The sequence below is a fragment of the Pseudomonas sp. GL-R-26 genome, from assembly GCF_019947365.1.
Lineage (GTDB): Bacteria > Pseudomonadota > Gammaproteobacteria > Pseudomonadales > Pseudomonadaceae > Aquipseudomonas.
The window spans coordinates 16,986-34,326 of the sequence record NZ_JAGYGI010000019.1 but is presented as its reverse complement, the minus strand read 5'-3'; the positions used below and the strand labels follow the sequence as shown (position 1 = coordinate 34,326).

Sequence of the window (17,341 nt, the reverse complement as noted above, 5' to 3'; positions counted from 1 at the left end):
AGCTATAGAAGATGTTTTAGCGTCAAACCATTCGAACTGATTTGAACGCCGCTCTTATTATTCAACTAAGCAAAATGCAGATACTCAAAATCCAAACAAGCCAGACACTCATAGCTTATTCAGATTTGATTTACAGCTTTTTTGTTATTTAACACTGCCCGGAAAACCCTCAAGTCAAGATTTTTTCAGCCGCGAGCAGTCACTGCAACTGCACAGCTACGTAAGTGGTCAGTTGTGGCGCTTAAACTTCTGAATGGGGGGGGATGTCAGTATAGGAACAGCCAAAAAATACCTACCATCAGCAATTGCCGATGTTTAAATCTGAATTAGCGAAGTGAATTGTCAGACGCCTTCAACGGCAGCTGGCCATAAGCCCTGGCAGCTCGGTACCTGTTGCAAGTGCTCATCGAGAAGCGTGCTGCCCCAGTTCCTGGGCCAGCCCGATGAGAATGCCTTCGGGCCCCCGAATGTAGCAAAGCCGATACGCATCTTCGTACCGGGCCACTTTGCCGACGAGCTTCGCGCCGCGTTTGTAGAGCCTGGCAAGCGTGTCGTCGATGTCTTCCACGGTGAACATGACGCGCAGGTAACCGAGGGCATTTACCGGAGCGTTGCGGTGATCGGCGACCACAGGTGGTGCGAGGAATCGGGATAGCTCGAGCCGGCTGTGACCGTCCGGCGTACGCATCATGGCAATCTCGACGCGCATGTCGCGCAATCCAGTGACGCCATCTGCCCAGTCGCCTTCGATGGGCGCGCGCCCCTCGAACTCGAGGCCAAGTTCGGTGAAGAATTCGATGGCAGCGTCGAGGTCTAATACAACGATGCCGATGTTGTCCATACGCTTGACCGTCATGATGTCTCCTTGCCGTCCAACGCAGTAGCCGAGGACCTAGCTTGGCATTGTCGGGCAAGACGACAAAATAAACTGACCAGCGGATCCCCCCGCTCAATGCGCTCACTGGACAACACAGGCTGTCCGCCAACCAAGGAAACCTCAGCCACGCCAGGCGGGGTTCTCGATCAATAGCGCCATGCCCTGCCCGCCGCCAACACAGGCTGCGGCGATCCCGTAACGCAGATTGTGCTCACGCAGTTGTCGGGCCAGGGTCAGCACCAGACGCAAGCCGCTGGCGGCCAAGGGGTGGCCGAGAGCCAACGAACCGCCCTGGACGTTCAGACGCGAATGGTCCAGTTCCAGTTCCTGAGCCACCGCCAGGACTTGGGCGGCCTGGGCTTCGTTGATTTCAAAGCGGTCGACCTGCTCCAGGCTCAAGCCGCTGCGCTGCAACAGCAGGCGTATCGCCGGCGCCGGGCCGATGCCCATGAACTCCGGCGCCACCCCGACCACCGCGCTGGCCCGCAGCAAGGCCAGCGGTGTATCTCGACAGGCCGAAGCGCGCCCGACCAGGGCAGCCGCCGCGCCATCGACCACCGCACAACTGTTGCCGGCGGTTTGCACCCCGCCTTCGTGCACGCTGCGCAACCTGGACAACGCCGCGATGTTTCCGGGCCGTGGGTGGCTGTCTTCACTCACCGCCTCAATGCCGCGTGACAGGCGGATACCCCGTGGTTGATAGCCTGGCAGTTCAAACACCTGATGCCCCACGGCAACGATCTCCGGTGCCAGCCAGCCCGCTTGATGTGCTGCAAACGCCCTCTGGTGACTGGCACAGGCGTAGGCGTCCACCACTTCTCGACTAAGCCCATAACGCCGCGCCAGGTTGTCGGCGGTGGTGATCATGTCCACCCCGGGAGCCGGGTCGTACAAGGCTTCCCAGAGAAAATCCTTGAACTGCACTTGCGCGCCAAGGCGGAATCCACCTCGATGGGTATAGGCCGCAATCGGATTGCGCGACATCGATTCGGTGGCCACGCACAACGCCATTTGCACGCCGTCATCCAGTTGCCTGGCGGCCTGGCGCAGCAGTTCGAAACCGGTAGCGCAGATGCGCTGCACCCCCAGTGCCGGAACCGATTGCGCCACGCCGCTGTAGAGGCCGATGTGCCGTGGCAGCATGTAGGCATCGAAGCTGGCCTGGGCCATGGAGCCCGCCAGCACGCTGTCGACTGCAAGCGGATCGACTTGCGCGCGCGCCAGTACTTCGCGTCCGACCTTGATGCCCAGGTCGATCGGCGACACCTCGGCCAGCGCCCCACCGAGGTCCACCCACGGCGTGCGCACCGCATCGAAAATCGCCGCATCGGCGAAGGCCGAGTACTGCCCGTCTGTGCTCACGACTTCGCCCCGGCGCGCAGGATGGCCGGATCGAGCCCGCGATACAGCGCCTCGACCTGCTCCGCGCGCCACTGCAATACCGCACGCTGATTGATCGAGCCCTTGTCGGTAATTTCCCCCCGGTCGATGGACGCCGGCTCGTCGAGCAAGGCGATCCATTCCAGGCGACTGGCATTGCCCGTGGCCTCGCGATTGAGTCGCTGCAACCAGCCGGCGAACCACTCGCGTACCGGTGCGCTGGCCAGCACCTCGGCGTCGCTGGCACTGGCCGCCAACCCTGACAGCCGTCGACATTCAAACATCCGCGCAAAGACCAGCGCGCCCAGGCATTCGCGATCCGGCGCGGTCACCACCAGGTCCTGGACATAGGGCGAACCTTCGAGCACCGCGCGGCTGCGCAAAGGCCCGACGCTGACGAACACCCCGGATGACAACTTGAAATCTTCGGCGATGCGCCCGTCGAACATCAGCCCCAATTGCGGATCACGCGGGTCGGCGAGCTTGAGCGCATCACCGGAACAGTAGAAGCCCTGCGGGTCGAACGCATCGAGGGTCTGCTGCGGTGACCGCCAGTAGCCGGGCATGATGTGCGGCCCACGAAAGCGTCCTTCCAGTTTGCCGTCCACCGGCACCAGACGCACCTCACAACCCGGCGCCGGCAGGCCGACATACCCGGCCATGGACAACGGCCCGGTGGTGAAGGTGCAGGACGGCGAAGCCTCGGTCATGCCGAGCCCGGCCATCATGCGGATACGCTCGCCACAGTGCTGTTCGCTGATCCGGTCGAGTCGGTCCCAGACACTTTGCGACAGACCGGCCGCAGCGAAGAAAAACAGGCTGATGCGTTTGAAAAAGATCTCCCGCAGCTCCGCGTCCTGCTCCAGTGCCGAGGCCAGTTCTTCCCAGCCCTTGGGCACGGTCAGGTAAGCGGTGGGCGACACTTCCTTGAGGTTACGCAGGGTCTGCGCGAAACCCTGCGCCGTGGGCTTGCCGTCGTCCAGGTAAAAGCTGCCACCGTTGTAGAGCACGATGCCGACGTTATGGCTGCCGCCGAAGGTGTGGTTCCACGGCAGCCAGTCCACCAGCACCGGCGGCTCTTCGCCGAACACCGGAAACGTCTGCAACAGCATCTGCTGGTTAGAGCACAGCATGCGCTGGGTGGTGATCACAGCCTTGGGCAATTTGGTCGAGCCGGAGGTGAACAGGAACTTGGCGATGCTGTCCGGCCCCGTGCTGGCAAACGCGGCTTCGGCCTCGGCCCCGCCCGGCTGATCAAGCAGGCTGGCGAAGCTGACCTGACGGCGTCCCGCGATGTCGCCCCGGACGGTAATCATGGGCGTTTCAACCGGCAGCACGGCATCGATGGCACGCTGGTAGGCCGCGGCATCACTGACAAAAACCAAGCCAGGCTGCAGCAGGTCGCAGACGTGGCGCAGCTTGGCGAAATCCTGGGACAGCAGCGAATAGGCCGGCGACACCGGGCAGTAGGGAATACCCGCGTACAGGGCGCCGAACGCCAGTTGCAAATGCTCGATGTCATTGCCCGAGAGCAGCACCAGTGGTTTGTCTGCCGACAGGCCGTAGCTCAACAGGCTTTGGGCGATGGCCCGGACACTGTCGAGCATCTGCGCGTAACTGACCCGGCGCCAGTCACCGTCGGCCTGGCGGGCGGCGATGAAGGTCTGCTCGGGACGCACCTTGGCCCAATGCACCAGACGGTCAAGCAGTCGCGGCGGATACTCGGCCAATGGCTCCAGGGAGCGCATGTGCAATGCGCCCTGCTGCTCTGTGACCTCGACCGCTGCGCGACCGATCGACACGTGACGGTAGCGCGGCGCGCTGATCTGGGTGTGGGGTTGCGATCTGAATTCGGAACTCACGTGCTTGTTCTCCATCAAGGCACGCTACCACCAAGCCGCACGAATGGGCATGGTGGTGGCTGCAGCCTTTTTTATTGTTATTTCTGCGGTTCAGATCGGGTAATGCCGCGGTCCATGCTGCAAGGTGACCCAGCGCAACTGGGTGAAATGCTCGATGGACGCCTTGCCGCCAAAGCTGCCGTAGCCGCTGGACTTGACCCCGCCGAAAGGCATTTGCGCTTCGTCATGCACGGTCGGGCCGTTGATATGGCAGATGCCCGACTCGACCCGTTGGGCCAGCGCCAGGGCGCGCCCGGTATCGCGACTGAAAATCGCCGCCGACAATCCGAACTCGGAGTCGTTGGCCAGACGCAGCAACGCTTCATCGCCCTCCCCGCGCAGCAACACCGCCACCGGGCCGAAGGATTCCTCACGGTACAAACGCATGGTCTCGTTGACGCCATCGAGCAAGGTCGGCTGCAAAATGCTGCCGTCCAGTTGCCCGCCGACCACCAGCCGCGCGCCCTTGCCCAGGGCATCGTCGATCAACCCCTTGATGCGCGTTCCGGCACTGGCATCCACCAGCGAACCGAGCACCGAATCCGTCGATGCAGGATCACCCGCGCGCAGGGTCTCGACCTTGGCTGCCAGTTTGGCGACAAAGGCGTCAGCGACCTTCGCATCGACGATCAGGCGTTCGGTGGACATGCAGATCTGTCCCTGATTGAAGTACGCGCCGAAGGCCGCTGCCTCCACCGCCGCATCCAGGTCGGCATCATCGAGCACCAGCAACGGCGCCTTGCCGCCCAGCTCCAGCAAGGCCGGCTTGAGGTGGCGCGCCGAAAGCTCGCCAACGATGCGCCCGACATGGGTTGAACCGGTGAAGTTGACCCGTCGCACCGCCGGGTTGGCGATCAGCCGCTCGACAATCGCGGCGGCATCCGCCGGGGCATTGCTGATGACGTTGACCACGCCATCGCCCAAACCTGCATCCTGCAAGACCTGGCCGATCAACCGGTGCACTGCCGGGCTCAGCTCGGAAGCTTTGAGCACCACGGTATTGCCGCACGCCAGCGGCATGGCGATGGCGCGGGTGGCGAGAATCACCGGGGCATTCCACGGGGCGATCCCCAGCACCACACCGCAGGGTTGACGCAGGGCCATGGCAAAACTGCCCGGCACATCCGAGGGGATGACTTCGCCATTGATCTGGGTGGTCATCGACGCCGCTTCACGCAGCATGTTGGCCGCCAGCCGCACGTTGAAACCGTACCAGTTGGCCATGGCCCCGGTTTCACCGGCCGCTGCAATGAACTCTTCACTGCGCGCCTGCAACTGCTCGGCGGCCTTGAGCAAACGGCTGCGACGCTCGTTGGGCGCCAGGGCGGCCCAGGCGGGAAACGCTGCCTGGGCTGCGGCCACCGCGGCATCGGCATCTTCCAGGGTGGCGGCGGCCACCCGCGATACCACTTCACCGGTCACCGGGTTGCGGCGTTCGAAGGTCCGACCGTCGCGGGCAGGCAGCGACTGGCCGCCAATCAGCAGGGGCACGTCCAGCATGGTGATTCCTCTTTATTGTCTTTATCGGGAATACATTCGAGCGATGCAGCGCGCCGGGGCGGACATGCGCCCGGCGATCAGTCTCAGCGCTTGTAGGCCTGCAGACCGGGCTTGATGCTCTTGTCGTCGAGGAACTGCTTCATGCCCTGCTCACGGCCACCTTCGGTGTCGAGCAGGCGCGACTGGTCGAGCTTGGCGTACAGGTAGTCTTCGTTCTGTTCCCAGGTCAGCTCGCGGCAGCGCTTGAAGCCGTGTTTGGCCGCACGCAGCACCACCGGGTTTTTCTCCAGCAGGTTGCGCGCCAGATCCACGGTGACTTCACGCAGTTGCGCCAGGGGTACGCTTTCGTTGACCAGGCCCATCTCGGCGGCTTTCTGCCCACCGAAGGTCTTGCCGGTCATGATGTAGTACAGCGATTGACGATGGCCCACGGTGTCGGCCATGGCCTTGCTCACCAGGTTGCCCGGCGGGATGCCCCAGTTGATTTCCGAGAGGCCGAAGGTTGCTTCGTCGGCGCAGATCGCCAGGTCACAGGCCACCAGCGGGCTGAAGCCGCCACCGAAGCACCAGCCGTTGACCATGGCGATGGTCGGCTTGGTGTACATGCGCAGCAGTTTCCATTGCCATTGCGAGGCTTCGCGGCGGATTTTTTCCTGGAGGATCTCCGGGCCCGCGTCCACTTCGCGGAAGTATTCCTTGAGGTCCATGCCCGCGGTCCAGGCTTCGCCGGCACCGGTCAACACCAGCACGCCGGCCGCCGGATCCTGCTCCAGGGTTTCCAGCACATCGATCATTTCCCGGTTGAGTGTCGGGCTCATGGCGTTGCGTTTTTCCGGGCGATTGAGGATGACCCAGGCGATGCCTTCCTCGATCTCGACCTTGACGGTTGTCCAGCGACCTTCGTAATTGCTCATGGCGATGCTCTCTTGTTCTTGGCTTGAAGATGACTGGAAATTAAATGACCGATATAGTTATGTCAATTAACTATTAATCGAATTAACCATTTTTTTGTCCACCCGGAAATATCCTCCGGCCCCATCGTCATGAACGACGGGCATAGCTATCAGCGACCAACCCCGGCAAACTAGATACGCTTGTTAACCTCCACCTCTTCAGGATTCACCCGCAATGGCCAAGCCTTCTCCCCTCGCCGACCAGAGCGAGTCCCCGTCCGCCACCGCCGAGCTGCAGGCACCGCTGGATTCGGCACTGGATGACCTGATCGGCTACGCGATGCGGCGCGCCCAACTCAAGCTGTTCCAGAACCTGATCGGTCGCCTGTCAGCCCATGACCTGCGCCCCGCGCAGTTCTCGGCCCTGGCGATCATCGACCAGAATCCGGGACTGATGCAGGCCGACCTGGCCCGGGCCCTGGCCATCGAGCCGCCGCAGGTGGTGCCGTTGCTCAATAAACTGGAAAGCCGCGCGCTGGCGGTGCGGGTGCGCTGCAAACCGGACAAGCGCTCCTACGGAATCTTCCTGAGCAAGACCGGCGAAACCTTGCTCAAGGAGCTCAAGCAGATCGCCGCGCAAAGCGATTTCGACTCCACCTCATCGCTGACCGGCGAAGAGCGCGAGGAGCTGCTGCGCTTGCTGAGAAAGGTTTACCAGGACTGAACGCACGCTGCCGGCACGCTCCAGAAGAGGCGGCCGGCTGGGAACGTCGAAGGACCCGGGCTTACCAGATCGGCAAGGTATAGAGCACCAGGAAGCGGGTCTGGTTTTCATCGCGGAATGCCGCGCCAGCGGGGAAGTCATTGCGGTAGATCGACTTGCGCGCCAACAGACCGACGTTTTTCAGCGGGCCGCTCTGAATCACATAACCCAGCTCCATCTGGAACTCGCGTTCCTTGCGGTCCTCGGCGTTGAAGGCGGCCAACTCGATGTTATCGCCGCGCACATAACGCAACCGCCCCTTCAGCCCAGGCACGCCGGATGCGACGAAGTCATAGTCGTAGATGGCCTGCCAGGTATGCTCCTTTGCATTGAGAAAGTCCGAACTCATGGTCAGCTCGCTCATGCCCATCAGCTCGGTGCCAGAGATGTACGGCGTCGCCGTGTCGCCACTGGCGTGCATGTAGCCAAGGCTCACCCGGTGCCCGCCGAAGCGGTAGCCGAACAATGCCGAGAGGTTGCGGTTGTCCACCCTGCCCGCCTTGGCGCTGCCATCCTCGCGGCTGAAAAAACTGCGCAAGTCACTGGTGAACACACCTTCGCCGAGCGGCAGGTTGTGCAGCAATGCCAGGGTGTCCTGCTGGTACAGGTCGGCCACCTCGGCATGGTAGGCGCGCAGGCTCAGGTCCTTGTTGACCTGGTAATCACCCCCCAGATAAGCCAGGTGCGAGGAGGTAGCAGCGCCGTTGAAACGCCGGTTCGGCGAGGCGATGGTCATGGCCTGATAGTCCGTGGAATCGCGCTTGTTGATGCGATCGATGTAACCGGTGTTCAGGGTCAGGCCATCGAAATCCCTGGAACTGAGCGTGGTGCCGCGAAAGGTCTGTGGCAGCAGTCGCGACGGGCTGGCCAAAGCAAACGGCAGGAAGATCGAGACATCGCCGCTCTTGACCGTTGTCTGGGCAAACCGCAGCTTGGCCGTCGGCGCCAGCCGCGAATAGTCATCCGCCGCGCGCTTGTCGCTGGCCGACACCGGCAACAGTTCGGTGCCGCTGCGATCCGGAGCGGAATCGAGCTTGACCCCCAGCAGCCCCCGCACGTCCAGACCAAAGCCCACAGTTCCTTCGGTAAACCCCGACTCCATGCCCAGGATGAAACCCTGAGCCCACTCCCTCGCGGCAGACTTGGCGCCGCCGTCCTGGTATTCACGGTCGATGTAGTAATTGCGCAGGGTCAAGTTTGCGTGACTGTCCTCGATAAACCCCTCGGCCCGCAACTGAGAGGGCAGAACGCTGACGCCTAGCAGTGCCACCACCCACCCTGGATGGATACTGCAAACGCAGGGGAGCGACGCTACGGAACCGGTGTTCATGGGGCGTTTTGGCATGTTCGATGTCCACTTTTTATTGTTGTTTTTGAGTGCCGGCCCCGCACGGGTCTGCCGGATTCACCATCAGAGAATGGAAACAGCCAAGGGACGTCGTCAATCGCAAATGACCGATAATCGAACATTAATATTATTATCTATTTTAACACATCCATCTGAATACATTCATAACATTATGTTTTTGAACGATTATTTAGTTGGTTTTTGCAGTTTTCAGGACAGCATTCTTTTTTTAGTTATCTTTGTTATCTTAATCGTCAGCGGTCACTGACGGCGCACCCAACGCACGGAGGGCTCGACTGCATAACAAAAACAACAATGAGGTTCACCCATGGACAGTCCATCGCGTCGCTCGACGCTGACAATCGCTTTGTGCTTTATCGTTGCGCTGATCGAGGGGTTCGATCTGCAGGCTGCCGGCACCGCTGCCGCGGGGTTGCGCCAGAGCTTTGCCCTGGACCCGAAGATGATGGGCTGGGTGTTCAGCGCCGGGATCATTGGCCTGCTGCCAGGTGCGTTTTTTGGCGGCTGGGTGGCCGATCGTATCGGCCGCAAGAAAATCCTCGTCGGCGCCGTGCTGCTGTTCGGTGTCTTCTCGCTCTGCACCGCCTATGTCGAGAGCTACTCCAGCCTGCTGCTGGTGCGTTTCATGACGGGCCTGGGCCTGGGTGCCGCCCTGCCCAACCTGATTGCCCTGTGTGCCGAGGCCGTGAGCGAGCGCCATCGCGGCACCGCCATCAGCGTCATGTATTGCGGCGTGCCCCTGGGCGGCGCGCTGGCGGCGGTGGTGGCGATGTTTTCCAGTGAACACTGGCAAACCACCTTCATCATCGGCGGTCTGACGCCCTTGCTGGTGGTGCCGCTGATGGCCCTGCTGCTGCCCGAATCCACGGCGTTCCGCCAGCAACACGTCACGACCGCCAGCCCACGGTCGTCCACCGCCCAGGCGCTGTTCGGAGAAGGACGCGCACGCTGCACACTGGCCTTGTGGTTGAGCTACTTCTTCACCCTGACCGTGATGTACATGCTGCTCAACTGGCTGCCCTCGCTGTTGCTGGCGCAGGGTTTCACCAAGCCCCAGGCAGGCATGGTGCAGATGCTGTTCAACATCGGTGGCGCCATTGGTTCGCTGCTCGGCGGGGTAATGCTGGACCGCTGCAACGGCCTGAAAGTGGTCCTGTTCGTGTACGCCGGGGTGTTGGCGGCGCTGGCCGGGGTCGGCCTGTCAGTGGGTATCGTGCCGATGGCCATCGCCGGGTTTGCCGTCGGGCTGTTCGTCATGGCCGCACAGCTGGTGCTGTATGCCCTGGCGCCCCCTTCCTACCCGACGTCGGTGCGCGCCACCGGTGTCGGCGCGGCCGTGGCCATCGGCCGGCTCGGTTCGGTGGCAGGTCCCCTGGCCGCCGGCCAGATCCTCGCCGCCGGTGCCGGCACCACTGGCGTGCTGCTGGCAACGTCACCAGGGCTGGTGATCGCCGCGCTGTCGATCCTGACCGTGATCACCCGCAACGGAGCGAGCACCGAGTCTCAACCGCAAGCGGCAAACTGAGTCCCGCAACAAAGGCTTCAGGAATGAAAAATGCCCGGCAATGTGCCGGGCATTTTTTTGACCACCGAATCAGCCTCAATCGATGCACATCAATGACTAATCAGTACAAGGGAGACCGTTAAGCGTCTTGCGCAGATAGCTCGCCGATGCAGGGCACAAATGCTTGAATTGAACGGTCTGGGTGATAGCCGCAGGCGCCTCGTCCCTGCCAAGCAGTTCGTACCCATTGGCAGCGAAAAAACCAGTAGCGCCTTGGGTCAACAGGTGCAATCGGACTGCGCCTTGAGAGACCGCAAAGCGTTCCAGTTCAGACAACACCGCTTTACCCAGCCCCTCTCCACGATGCGTCTCACAAACGACTATCGAGCGCAGTAACAGATCGCAACCCGCACCCTCGAGCCCTCCATAAGCCACCCATTGCCCATCCACCTCGAAACGGTAAAACTGTCGATCCGGTTCGCTGACATCACTGAAGGGCAGCCCTGCCTGACTTAATGACTTGCGCAGATGATCCAGATCACCCGGCCCTGCTTTTCTTGTCTCCATGGCCCACCCTTGTTTCTGGCTCGCTGACATCCAATGTTAGCAGGCTCAATGAAGTGGCCAGGCAACTGAATAGCCGCCCTCACGGAAGACCGCGTGCCGATACTTCTTCCGAAGACCCACGAACTTTTCAGCAAGCGGAGTCACCTACATGGACGTCATCAATCAGTTGCAGCCCGAAGAGTGTGCAGGCATGGAGGATATCCGACGCGAAATCGATGCCCTTGATCAGGCTGTTATCAAGCTGTTGGGCAAGCGTTTTCACTACGTACTGGCTGCCTCGAAGTACAAGGCCTCAGTGACTTCGGTGCGTGCTCCGGAGCGTTTCAAGGCCATGTTGGCGACACGACGCGAGTGGGCCGAGGCAGAGGGTCTGAGCCCGGATGCAATCGAGAAGATGTACAGTGACCTGGTGAACCACTTCATTGCAGAAGAAATGAAACACTGGGCGGCTCATCAATCCGACACCTGACTCTAGTGCCCGGACTGTCCCGTCATGGGTCGTTTACAGCCCCCCCCCAACAGGCAGTAATCGGCCAGAAGCGGACGTTTAGAGTGTCTAGTCCTGAAATGGGTTTACACCTGTTTCACTTAACCACCGGCGCATGCTCGGCCATCAATTCTATTACCCAGTCGATAAATACCCGCACCTTGGCGCTGACATGGCGATTCGGCGGGAATGCCAGATACATCGGCATTGGCGCCATGTGCCAGTCCTCAAACAGCGGCAGCAGCTCGCCGCTGACCAGGTGCGGTTGGGCCATGTACCGCGGTAGCCAAAGCATGCCCAGACCAGCCAGGCCGGCGGCGAGGTACGCATTGCCGTCGTCGACCGTCAGTTGCGGGCGGCCCTGGGCCTCGATGCGTTCCTCACCCCGCTGCATCGCGTAGGGCAAGGATTTGCCTGTACGAAACCAAAGGAAGCCAACGGTACTGTGCCTACCCTCCTCCAGCTCACGGGGGTGCGCCGGCGTACCGAAGCGCTGCAGATAGCCGGGCGCGGCATAAATGCCGATGTTCAGATCGCCCACATGCCTTGCCATCAGGGACTGATCGATGATCTCGCCGCCGCGCACCACGCAGTCGACGTTTTCGCCAATGATGTCGACAATGCGATCGCTCACGCCCACGGTCAGCTGGATTTCCGGGTAGCGTGCAAAGAACCCCGGCAAGGCTGGTATCAGCAGCATTCGCGCCAGCGGGCTGGGCACATCCACCCGCAGCCGCCCGCGCGGTGTCATCGACGCGCTGGACAGGCTGGTCTCGGCGTCGTCCATATCGACCAGTAGCCGGATGACGCGCTCGTAGTAGACCGCGCCATCGGCGGTGACGTTGACCTTGCGTGTGGTGCGGTTGAGCAAGCGCACACGCAGCCTCGCTTCCAGTTGCTGAACGAGCTGCGTCACGGTGGTCTTGCTCATGTGCAGGGTGGCTGCCGCCTTGGTGAAGCTGCCGGTTTCCACCACTCGGGCAAAGGCCTGCATTGCATCGAAACGGTCCATTTCACGCCTCACTCGGGTCTGGATAGTTTGGATTCTACAAACAGTCATGACCAGAGTTGCGCGTTTATTCAGGTCGCTCGTCTTTTTACACTGGCTCCATCGTAAACAGCGGGCCGCGATGGCCCCGAAGGAGGTATGCAATGACCAGCAAACGTGATGTCGTTTTCCCGCCTGACCGCCATGCACTGTACGAGCTCCACCGCTACTCACCGGCGATTCGCTCCAACGGTTTTCTGTTCGTATCCGGTCAGGTCGGCAGCCGCAAGGATGGCTCGGCCGAGCCGGACCTCGCGGCACAGGTTCGCCTGGCCTTCGCCAACCTCAACGCGATCCTGGCCGAGGCCGGCAGTAGTTTCGAGGATGTGGTCGACACGACCATCTTCATGGTCGACCCCGACTCGAAATTCGAAACTATCTGGGAAGTAGCGGCCGAGTACTGGGGCGAAGCTCCCTACCCGACGGCGACCGCTATCGGCGTGACCTGGTTGTCCGGCTTCGACTTCGAGATCAAGGTGATTGCCAAACTATCCCAATAAACTCGGCTCAGCCCTCCTCCGACCGTCAAAGGGAACCATCTTGTTTTTTCTGGAGTGACCCTCCGCTCCCGACCGTTCTCTGCTTGTTTTCACCGTCCGCTTCTGGCCGATTACTGCCCTTGGCGAGAGGCAGAAACCGGCCAGAAGCGGTCGCTCGAAAATCATCAGAGTGGCTCCCACAAAATACGGCCAGCCTCTGTCGGATCAGTTAGTCGTCCTTAACGTATTACTTGTGTTCAGTAAAATTGAGCGTTTCCTTCCAGAATCTTAAACCCATCATCAAGGGGGGCGTATCCAACAACTTTTCTGGTCTTCTCAATAGAAAGGCGCTTATACCTGTTGTCTGAGACCCCATGGATAACGTGGAATCCATTCAGTTTGGCCTCAACGCAATTTCTAAGTAGTGCGACAACGTCCTTAAAACTGATAAAAGCAGCTACGTCCCTTGGGCTGTGGCTCTCTCCTTGGTGAAAATTGGCTACGTTTGCAATACGGACTGCGATTGTTGTCATGTGACCATCGTTTGCATACATTGAAGCGAGAGCTTCCCCAAACGCTTTGCTGACCCCGTAAAGATTGCCTGGCTTAGGTGCCATACATTCCTGTATCTGGACATCTTCTGGATAACCTTCAATAGTCTGGGCGCTGCTCGCAAATATGAAGCGCTTGCAGCCTTGAGCCCTTGCGGCGAATAACATGTTGTAGGTCCCCACAATGTTCACAGGAAGCAGGGACGTCATAAAATCGGCGTCTGGGTTAGGGTCAGCAGCTAGATGAATCACGGTATGTATGCCTTCGCAAGCTTCAAGGCAATTGGCTTGATCCCTGATGTCGAGAGAGAAACGTTGTGCCGAGTCCGGAAGTTTTGAAACGTCTATATCGGCTAAACGCAAATCTGACTTATCGCCTTGCGCTGTCCAAAAAGCGCTGCCGATCTGGCCCGCGGCACCTGTGACTAAAATTTTTCGTGTTCTCATTTCAGCATGTCCTTATGGTAAACCTCACTCTAGCCTCCCAGCCTTGTGGACGGTTTACAACCTCCAATAAGGGTGACAAGCATCAACTCTAAAGTCCGCTTCTGGCCGTTCTCTGCCGATCATGGTTACAAAGCGTGCTGGTCAAATCCGATGCAATCGGTGGTCAGAACGAATGCAAATGACTGGTCAGGTCGAATGCAAGCGGGTGATCAAGTAGAGTGCAATTTCGCAGCTGAATATCGGATTAGTGTTGTGGGGACTTGTAAGGGGTGATGATGGGGCTCAACAAACCAGTGCAGGACCTGAAGCGCGATCTGCAGGGTGTCGCCTCTGATCTGAAGTGGTCGGCCGTGGAGTTAGTTCGGATTGCCGAGCGGCTAAGCCACGCAGGTAATGGACCAGACGCTGAGGCGCTTCGAAGGATGATCACAATCTTCCAGCAAGGTGAGAATCGGTTAGATGGCTGGATTAAAGAAATCGGTGCAGGTCAGGTAGTCCGGCCGGCGAAGGCAGACCACTGCCAATGATCGCGGAAGGTATTGGCAGGAGGTTGTCATGGCACTTAACAAACCCAATCAAGAGTTACGCCGCGACTTGAAAGCCGCTGCATATTCCCTCGAAGAAGCTGCCCTGGAAATGTTCAGGCTTGCAAAACAGCGCGGGGATACAGAGCTTCTGGAGGCAATGGAGACGATCGAAAAGCTGCATGAGCAAGCTGATCGGCTGACTGCTTACACAGATGAGGTGAAGGCGGGAAGGATTGTCCGGAAGGCTGAATAGCCATGCGTCTGGCGGGCGTATTCGCGCTAGATCTGAAATACAAGCAATGCCCTGTAAACGGTTACTCAATGAAGAAGAAGCTGACGGACAGTAAAGCAGCAGTGACTGCTGCTGAAATTGAGCGTTCTATCCAAGCCCTGAACAAAATGGCTGAACGCCTATGGGGGGATGGCCGGGAAGCCGAGGCGAAAGCTCTCCTCGATGCTTTGGACGCATTAAACCGGGCGCTTGATCGGATCAGGATTGGAGAGAGTCGCAGGGTTCTCCATTGAACGGCACAAACTAGCTGGCGGGTTATGAAGGCGAGAAGGATTGTGCGGGGGAAGGCGGAGTAGGCGCGTGGTATGACGGCGAGATGTTGTAGCGGCTTGGCGGTCGTACCGATGTAACTCAAATGCCCGGTCCAGAGCCGGGCTTCTCGTATCTGCCCCTGTCATGCCTTCGTCACACCTACCAAGCACAATGCAGTCAGCCAAAGGGATTTGGCCCATCTACAGAGAGCCCGGCTAATGTGCCGGGCTTTTTCGTTTCTGCGACATGCTTTTCACCAATCGCTCACATGGTGGAGCGCAGATTAACCCTGCTCCGTTGAAGAATTCCCATTTGGCCCGCCCGCATGCGGGCCATTTTTTTGGTCGCTGCCACGATTTCTACAAGAACTGGAGAAGCGACCATGTCAGATGACTGCGAAATTGCACTCCACTTGACCACCCGCTTGCATTCGACCTGACCAGTCATTTGCATTCGTTCTGACCACCGATTGCATCGGATTTGACCAGCACGCTTTGTAACCATGATCGGCAGAGAACGGCCAATAGCAGCCCTTGATGATTGGCTGCTATTGGCAAAAAGGCAGCACAAGCCGACACCGACCTACGCCGAGTGTCAGCAATGGGCCGCAAGATTTACTTCGAGACCACCAGCGCCGGTGGCTGCCAGCTGCCTTCGCCGGCGGGAAGAATCGAAGGCGGTGCGGTCTTCGGCCAGTAGAGGCGCATTACCAGAAAGACCGTGTCGTCAGGCGCGGGCAACCAGTTTGCCTCCTTAGCCTTGCCGGGGGAGTCTTTCTGGATGTACAGCGTCAGTGAACCATCCGTGTTTTTCTTCATCGCCGACAGCATCGGTGAATTGATCAGGTAACGGTTGAGCGGATTCTTGACCAGCAGCTGGCTCTTGCCGTCGTACATGGTCACCGACCAGAAGGCATTGACTGGCGGCAGTTTGCCGGCCGGGAAAGTCAGCGTGTACTTGCGCTTGCTGGTATCCAGCGTCTGGCCGGTGCCGTCGGTGCGCGTGTTGGGATACATCGCCTCGACGGCGTCGTTGCCGTAGAGGCCGCCTTTCGCGGCACCGGCACGCTTCAGCCAGTCGGCCTTGTAGAACGTTTGGTCGCCGAAGTACGCGCCTACGTTCCAGCCGTTGATTATCTTCGTCCCGCTCGCGAGGAACTTGTCGACCTTCTCGTCACCGGCCTTCATCCCGAGCAGGACCACGGCCTTGTGCTCGAGCGAGAGGTCCTTAAATTCGAAGGTGCGACCGGGTCCCACCCCAATGCTCGCCAGCTTGGCCCGGATCTCCTGGTCGTCAGCCGATGGCGGCACATACTCCATCGCGGCCGACAGGTACTCGAAGAAGTTGGCCTTGATGCCTTCCGTCGTAGCCGGCACGAAATCAATCTTCGGCGCAGTGGGCGGCGCGGGTTGATGGAGGAAGGCGGACAGCGGCTGGACCTTGTAGCCTGCTTGCACCTTCTCGACATTCGGCATGTCCTTGGCATTGTAGAGCTGAGTCCGAATGGCGCTCACGGCGAAGGGAGTGGTCGAGGTGAAGACTTTTTTGATACTGGGAGGGGGGGCGCCTTTCCAATCGGGACCGACCACCATGTATTGGCCTGGCTCGCTGCCGGTGGCACGGCTGCCGATGTAACCGTAGTTGTAAGTGTTGCCGTCGATCATCTGCACCGAGTAGTAACGCCGCTTGTCCACTGCCGGCACCGAGATCACCATCGGCTCCGCGCGCAGGTCTAGCCAGACAAACGAGTACGGGGTGTCGCTGTTCGGAGTGATGATGGCCGTGTCTTGGTAGGTGAAGACGCGAGGCTCGTTCTTGATCTGGTTGAACGGCGCCTTGTATTGCGGGCCGCCCTTGTCCACAGCATATTCGTTCATCACGGCGTAGTTCATGACCAGCGGTAAGCCGTAAATAAAGCCTTCCTCGGCGATCGCCTTGGTCTGCTCGAGACTCGGCGCGGGTACGCCCTTGGTCACATCCGTCTTGTCTGCCTGCGTGATCGGATCGTTCTTGCTCGCACACCCCGCAAAAAGCGTTGAACCCACTACGACGAGTGCCGCAGCCATTGTCCAGCCCCGGTTAGACTTCCTGTTCATTTCCACCTCGTTAGTTTTGAGCAAGCTGGCACCGTGAGCGTTCATGGCCACGGTGAAATAATTTGAATGCTTGAAACCCTCCCGACTTTTTTCAGTAGTGCCAGGTCATATGGGCGATCAGGGCTTCAATCCAGGTGTTGTCGAACTCGCCGGATACACGATTGCCAGACAAGGTTTTTTGCTGATCGACTGGCGTGCACCCACCCAGACCGCGACCCACTGAAATTCAGGTCTGTCTCTTTACTTAGCGACTGAGTAAATCCTGTGGCGAAGCGCCAACTCACACGCCCAGGGAGTGTAGATCACAATAAGCCAGCATCCCCTTGCGCAGCTGAGCAGCTCAGATTCAGTTCCGTAATATTTACGCGCCGCCGTTACGGACCATTTGGCTTCGAGAACAGCCAATCG

Annotated in this window: 17 protein-coding genes; 7 read left to right on the top strand and 10 right to left on the bottom strand. The window is 59.7% G+C overall.

What is annotated here, in order from left to right; translation table 11 throughout:
* Window positions 1–403: 403 nt before the first annotated feature.
* The 5 genes from KGA96_RS19725 to KGA96_RS19705 form a co-directional block, all read right to left on the bottom strand.
* Window positions 404–856 carry a VOC family protein gene (locus KGA96_RS19725; RefSeq protein WP_046038321.1) on the bottom strand — a complete coding sequence of 151 codons (453 nt, stop codon included), beginning with the start codon at window positions 854–856 and terminating at the stop codon, window positions 404–406.
* A gap of 141 nt (window positions 857–997) precedes the next feature.
* Window positions 998–2,239 carry a thiolase family protein gene (locus tag KGA96_RS19720; protein ID WP_223514473.1) on the bottom strand — a complete coding sequence of 414 codons (1,242 nt, stop codon included), beginning with the start codon at window positions 2,237–2,239 and terminating at the stop codon, window positions 998–1,000.
* Window positions 2,236–4,119 carry a feruloyl-CoA synthase gene (locus KGA96_RS19715; protein WP_223514470.1) on the bottom strand — a complete coding sequence of 628 codons (1,884 nt, stop codon included), beginning with the start codon at window positions 4,117–4,119 and terminating at the stop codon, window positions 2,236–2,238. Before KGA96_RS19715 ends, KGA96_RS19720 begins: the two co-directional genes overlap by 4 nt.
* 90 nt (window positions 4,120–4,209) lie before the next feature.
* Window positions 4,210–5,658: an aldehyde dehydrogenase gene (locus KGA96_RS19710; RefSeq protein WP_223514467.1), complete on the bottom strand. Its 1,449-nt coding sequence runs from the start codon at window positions 5,656–5,658 to the stop codon at window positions 4,210–4,212.
* An 83-nt stretch (window positions 5,659–5,741) separates the two neighbouring features.
* A complete protein-coding gene (locus tag KGA96_RS19705) occupies window positions 5,742–6,572 on the bottom strand; it encodes a p-hydroxycinnamoyl CoA hydratase/lyase (RefSeq protein ID WP_046038330.1) in 831 nt (276 codons plus the stop codon).
* Between the two features lie 214 nt (window positions 6,573–6,786).
* On the opposite strand from KGA96_RS19705, the gene KGA96_RS19700 reads away from it, so the two are divergent.
* A complete protein-coding gene (locus KGA96_RS19700) occupies window positions 6,787–7,275 on the top strand; it encodes a MarR family winged helix-turn-helix transcriptional regulator (protein WP_046038332.1) in 489 nt (162 codons plus the stop codon).
* Window positions 7,276–7,336: 61 nt separating this feature from the next.
* Here the strand turns inward: KGA96_RS19700 and KGA96_RS19695 are convergent, their stop codons facing one another.
* Window positions 7,337–8,644 (bottom strand): OprD family porin, encoded by a 1,308-nt coding sequence (locus KGA96_RS19695; protein WP_411741594.1) that lies wholly within the window; start codon window positions 8,642–8,644, stop codon window positions 7,337–7,339.
* A 346-nt stretch (window positions 8,645–8,990) separates the two neighbouring features.
* On the opposite strand from KGA96_RS19695, the gene mhpT reads away from it, so the two are divergent.
* Window positions 8,991–10,208, top strand: coding sequence for a 3-(3-hydroxy-phenyl)propionate transporter MhpT (mhpT, locus tag KGA96_RS19690; protein WP_223465030.1), 1,218 nt, complete (start codon window positions 8,991–8,993; stop codon window positions 10,206–10,208).
* Window positions 10,209–10,304: 96 nt separating this feature from the next.
* On the opposite strand, the gene arsN2 is transcribed toward mhpT, so the two are convergent.
* Window positions 10,305–10,754: an arsenic resistance N-acetyltransferase ArsN2 gene (arsN2, locus tag KGA96_RS19685; RefSeq protein ID WP_223465029.1), complete on the bottom strand. Its 450-nt coding sequence runs from the start codon at window positions 10,752–10,754 to the stop codon at window positions 10,305–10,307.
* A 148-nt stretch (window positions 10,755–10,902) separates the two neighbouring features.
* Between arsN2 and KGA96_RS19680 the strand changes: the two genes are divergently transcribed.
* Window positions 10,903–11,223, top strand: a complete 321-nt coding sequence (locus KGA96_RS19680) for an isochorismate lyase (RefSeq protein WP_046038337.1) — start codon at window positions 10,903–10,905, stop codon at window positions 11,221–11,223.
* A 115-nt stretch (window positions 11,224–11,338) separates the two neighbouring features.
* On the opposite strand, the gene KGA96_RS19675 is transcribed toward KGA96_RS19680, so the two are convergent.
* On the bottom strand, window positions 11,339–12,253 hold the full coding sequence (locus tag KGA96_RS19675) for a LysR family transcriptional regulator (RefSeq protein ID WP_046038340.1): 915 nt from the start codon (window positions 12,251–12,253) through the stop codon (window positions 11,339–11,341).
* A 140-nt stretch (window positions 12,254–12,393) separates the two neighbouring features.
* Here KGA96_RS19675 and KGA96_RS19670 point away from each other — a divergent pair, with 140 nt between their 5' ends.
* Window positions 12,394–12,789: a RidA family protein gene (locus tag KGA96_RS19670; protein WP_046038341.1), complete on the top strand. Its 396-nt coding sequence runs from the start codon at window positions 12,394–12,396 to the stop codon at window positions 12,787–12,789.
* 236 nt (window positions 12,790–13,025) lie between these two features.
* Here KGA96_RS19670 and KGA96_RS19665 read toward each other — a convergent pair whose 3' ends face one another.
* Window positions 13,026–13,766, bottom strand: a complete 741-nt coding sequence (locus KGA96_RS19665) for an NAD-dependent epimerase/dehydratase family protein (protein ID WP_046038343.1) — start codon at window positions 13,764–13,766, stop codon at window positions 13,026–13,028.
* A 275-nt stretch (window positions 13,767–14,041) separates the two neighbouring features.
* On the opposite strand from KGA96_RS19665, the gene KGA96_RS19660 reads away from it, so the two are divergent.
* The 3 genes from KGA96_RS19660 (at window position 14,042) to KGA96_RS19650 (ending at window position 14,818) form a co-directional block, all read left to right on the top strand.
* The gene (locus KGA96_RS19660) at window positions 14,042–14,293 is read left to right on the top strand and encodes a hypothetical protein (RefSeq protein WP_043302427.1); all 252 of its coding nucleotides are present in this window, start codon (window positions 14,042–14,044) and stop codon (window positions 14,291–14,293) included.
* 28 nt (window positions 14,294–14,321) lie between these two features.
* Window positions 14,322–14,546, top strand: coding sequence for a hypothetical protein (locus tag KGA96_RS19655; protein WP_008019294.1), 225 nt, complete (start codon window positions 14,322–14,324; stop codon window positions 14,544–14,546).
* Between the two features lie 68 nt (window positions 14,547–14,614).
* Window positions 14,615–14,818, top strand: coding sequence for a hypothetical protein (locus tag KGA96_RS19650; RefSeq protein WP_043302433.1), 204 nt, complete (start codon window positions 14,615–14,617; stop codon window positions 14,816–14,818).
* Between the two features lie 633 nt (window positions 14,819–15,451).
* Here KGA96_RS19650 and KGA96_RS19645 read toward each other — a convergent pair.
* The gene (locus tag KGA96_RS19645) at window positions 15,452–16,903 is read right to left on the bottom strand and encodes a DUF1254 domain-containing protein (RefSeq protein WP_223514620.1); all 1,452 of its coding nucleotides are present in this window, start codon (window positions 16,901–16,903) and stop codon (window positions 15,452–15,454) included.
* Between the last annotated feature and the right edge of the window lie 438 nt (window positions 16,904–17,341).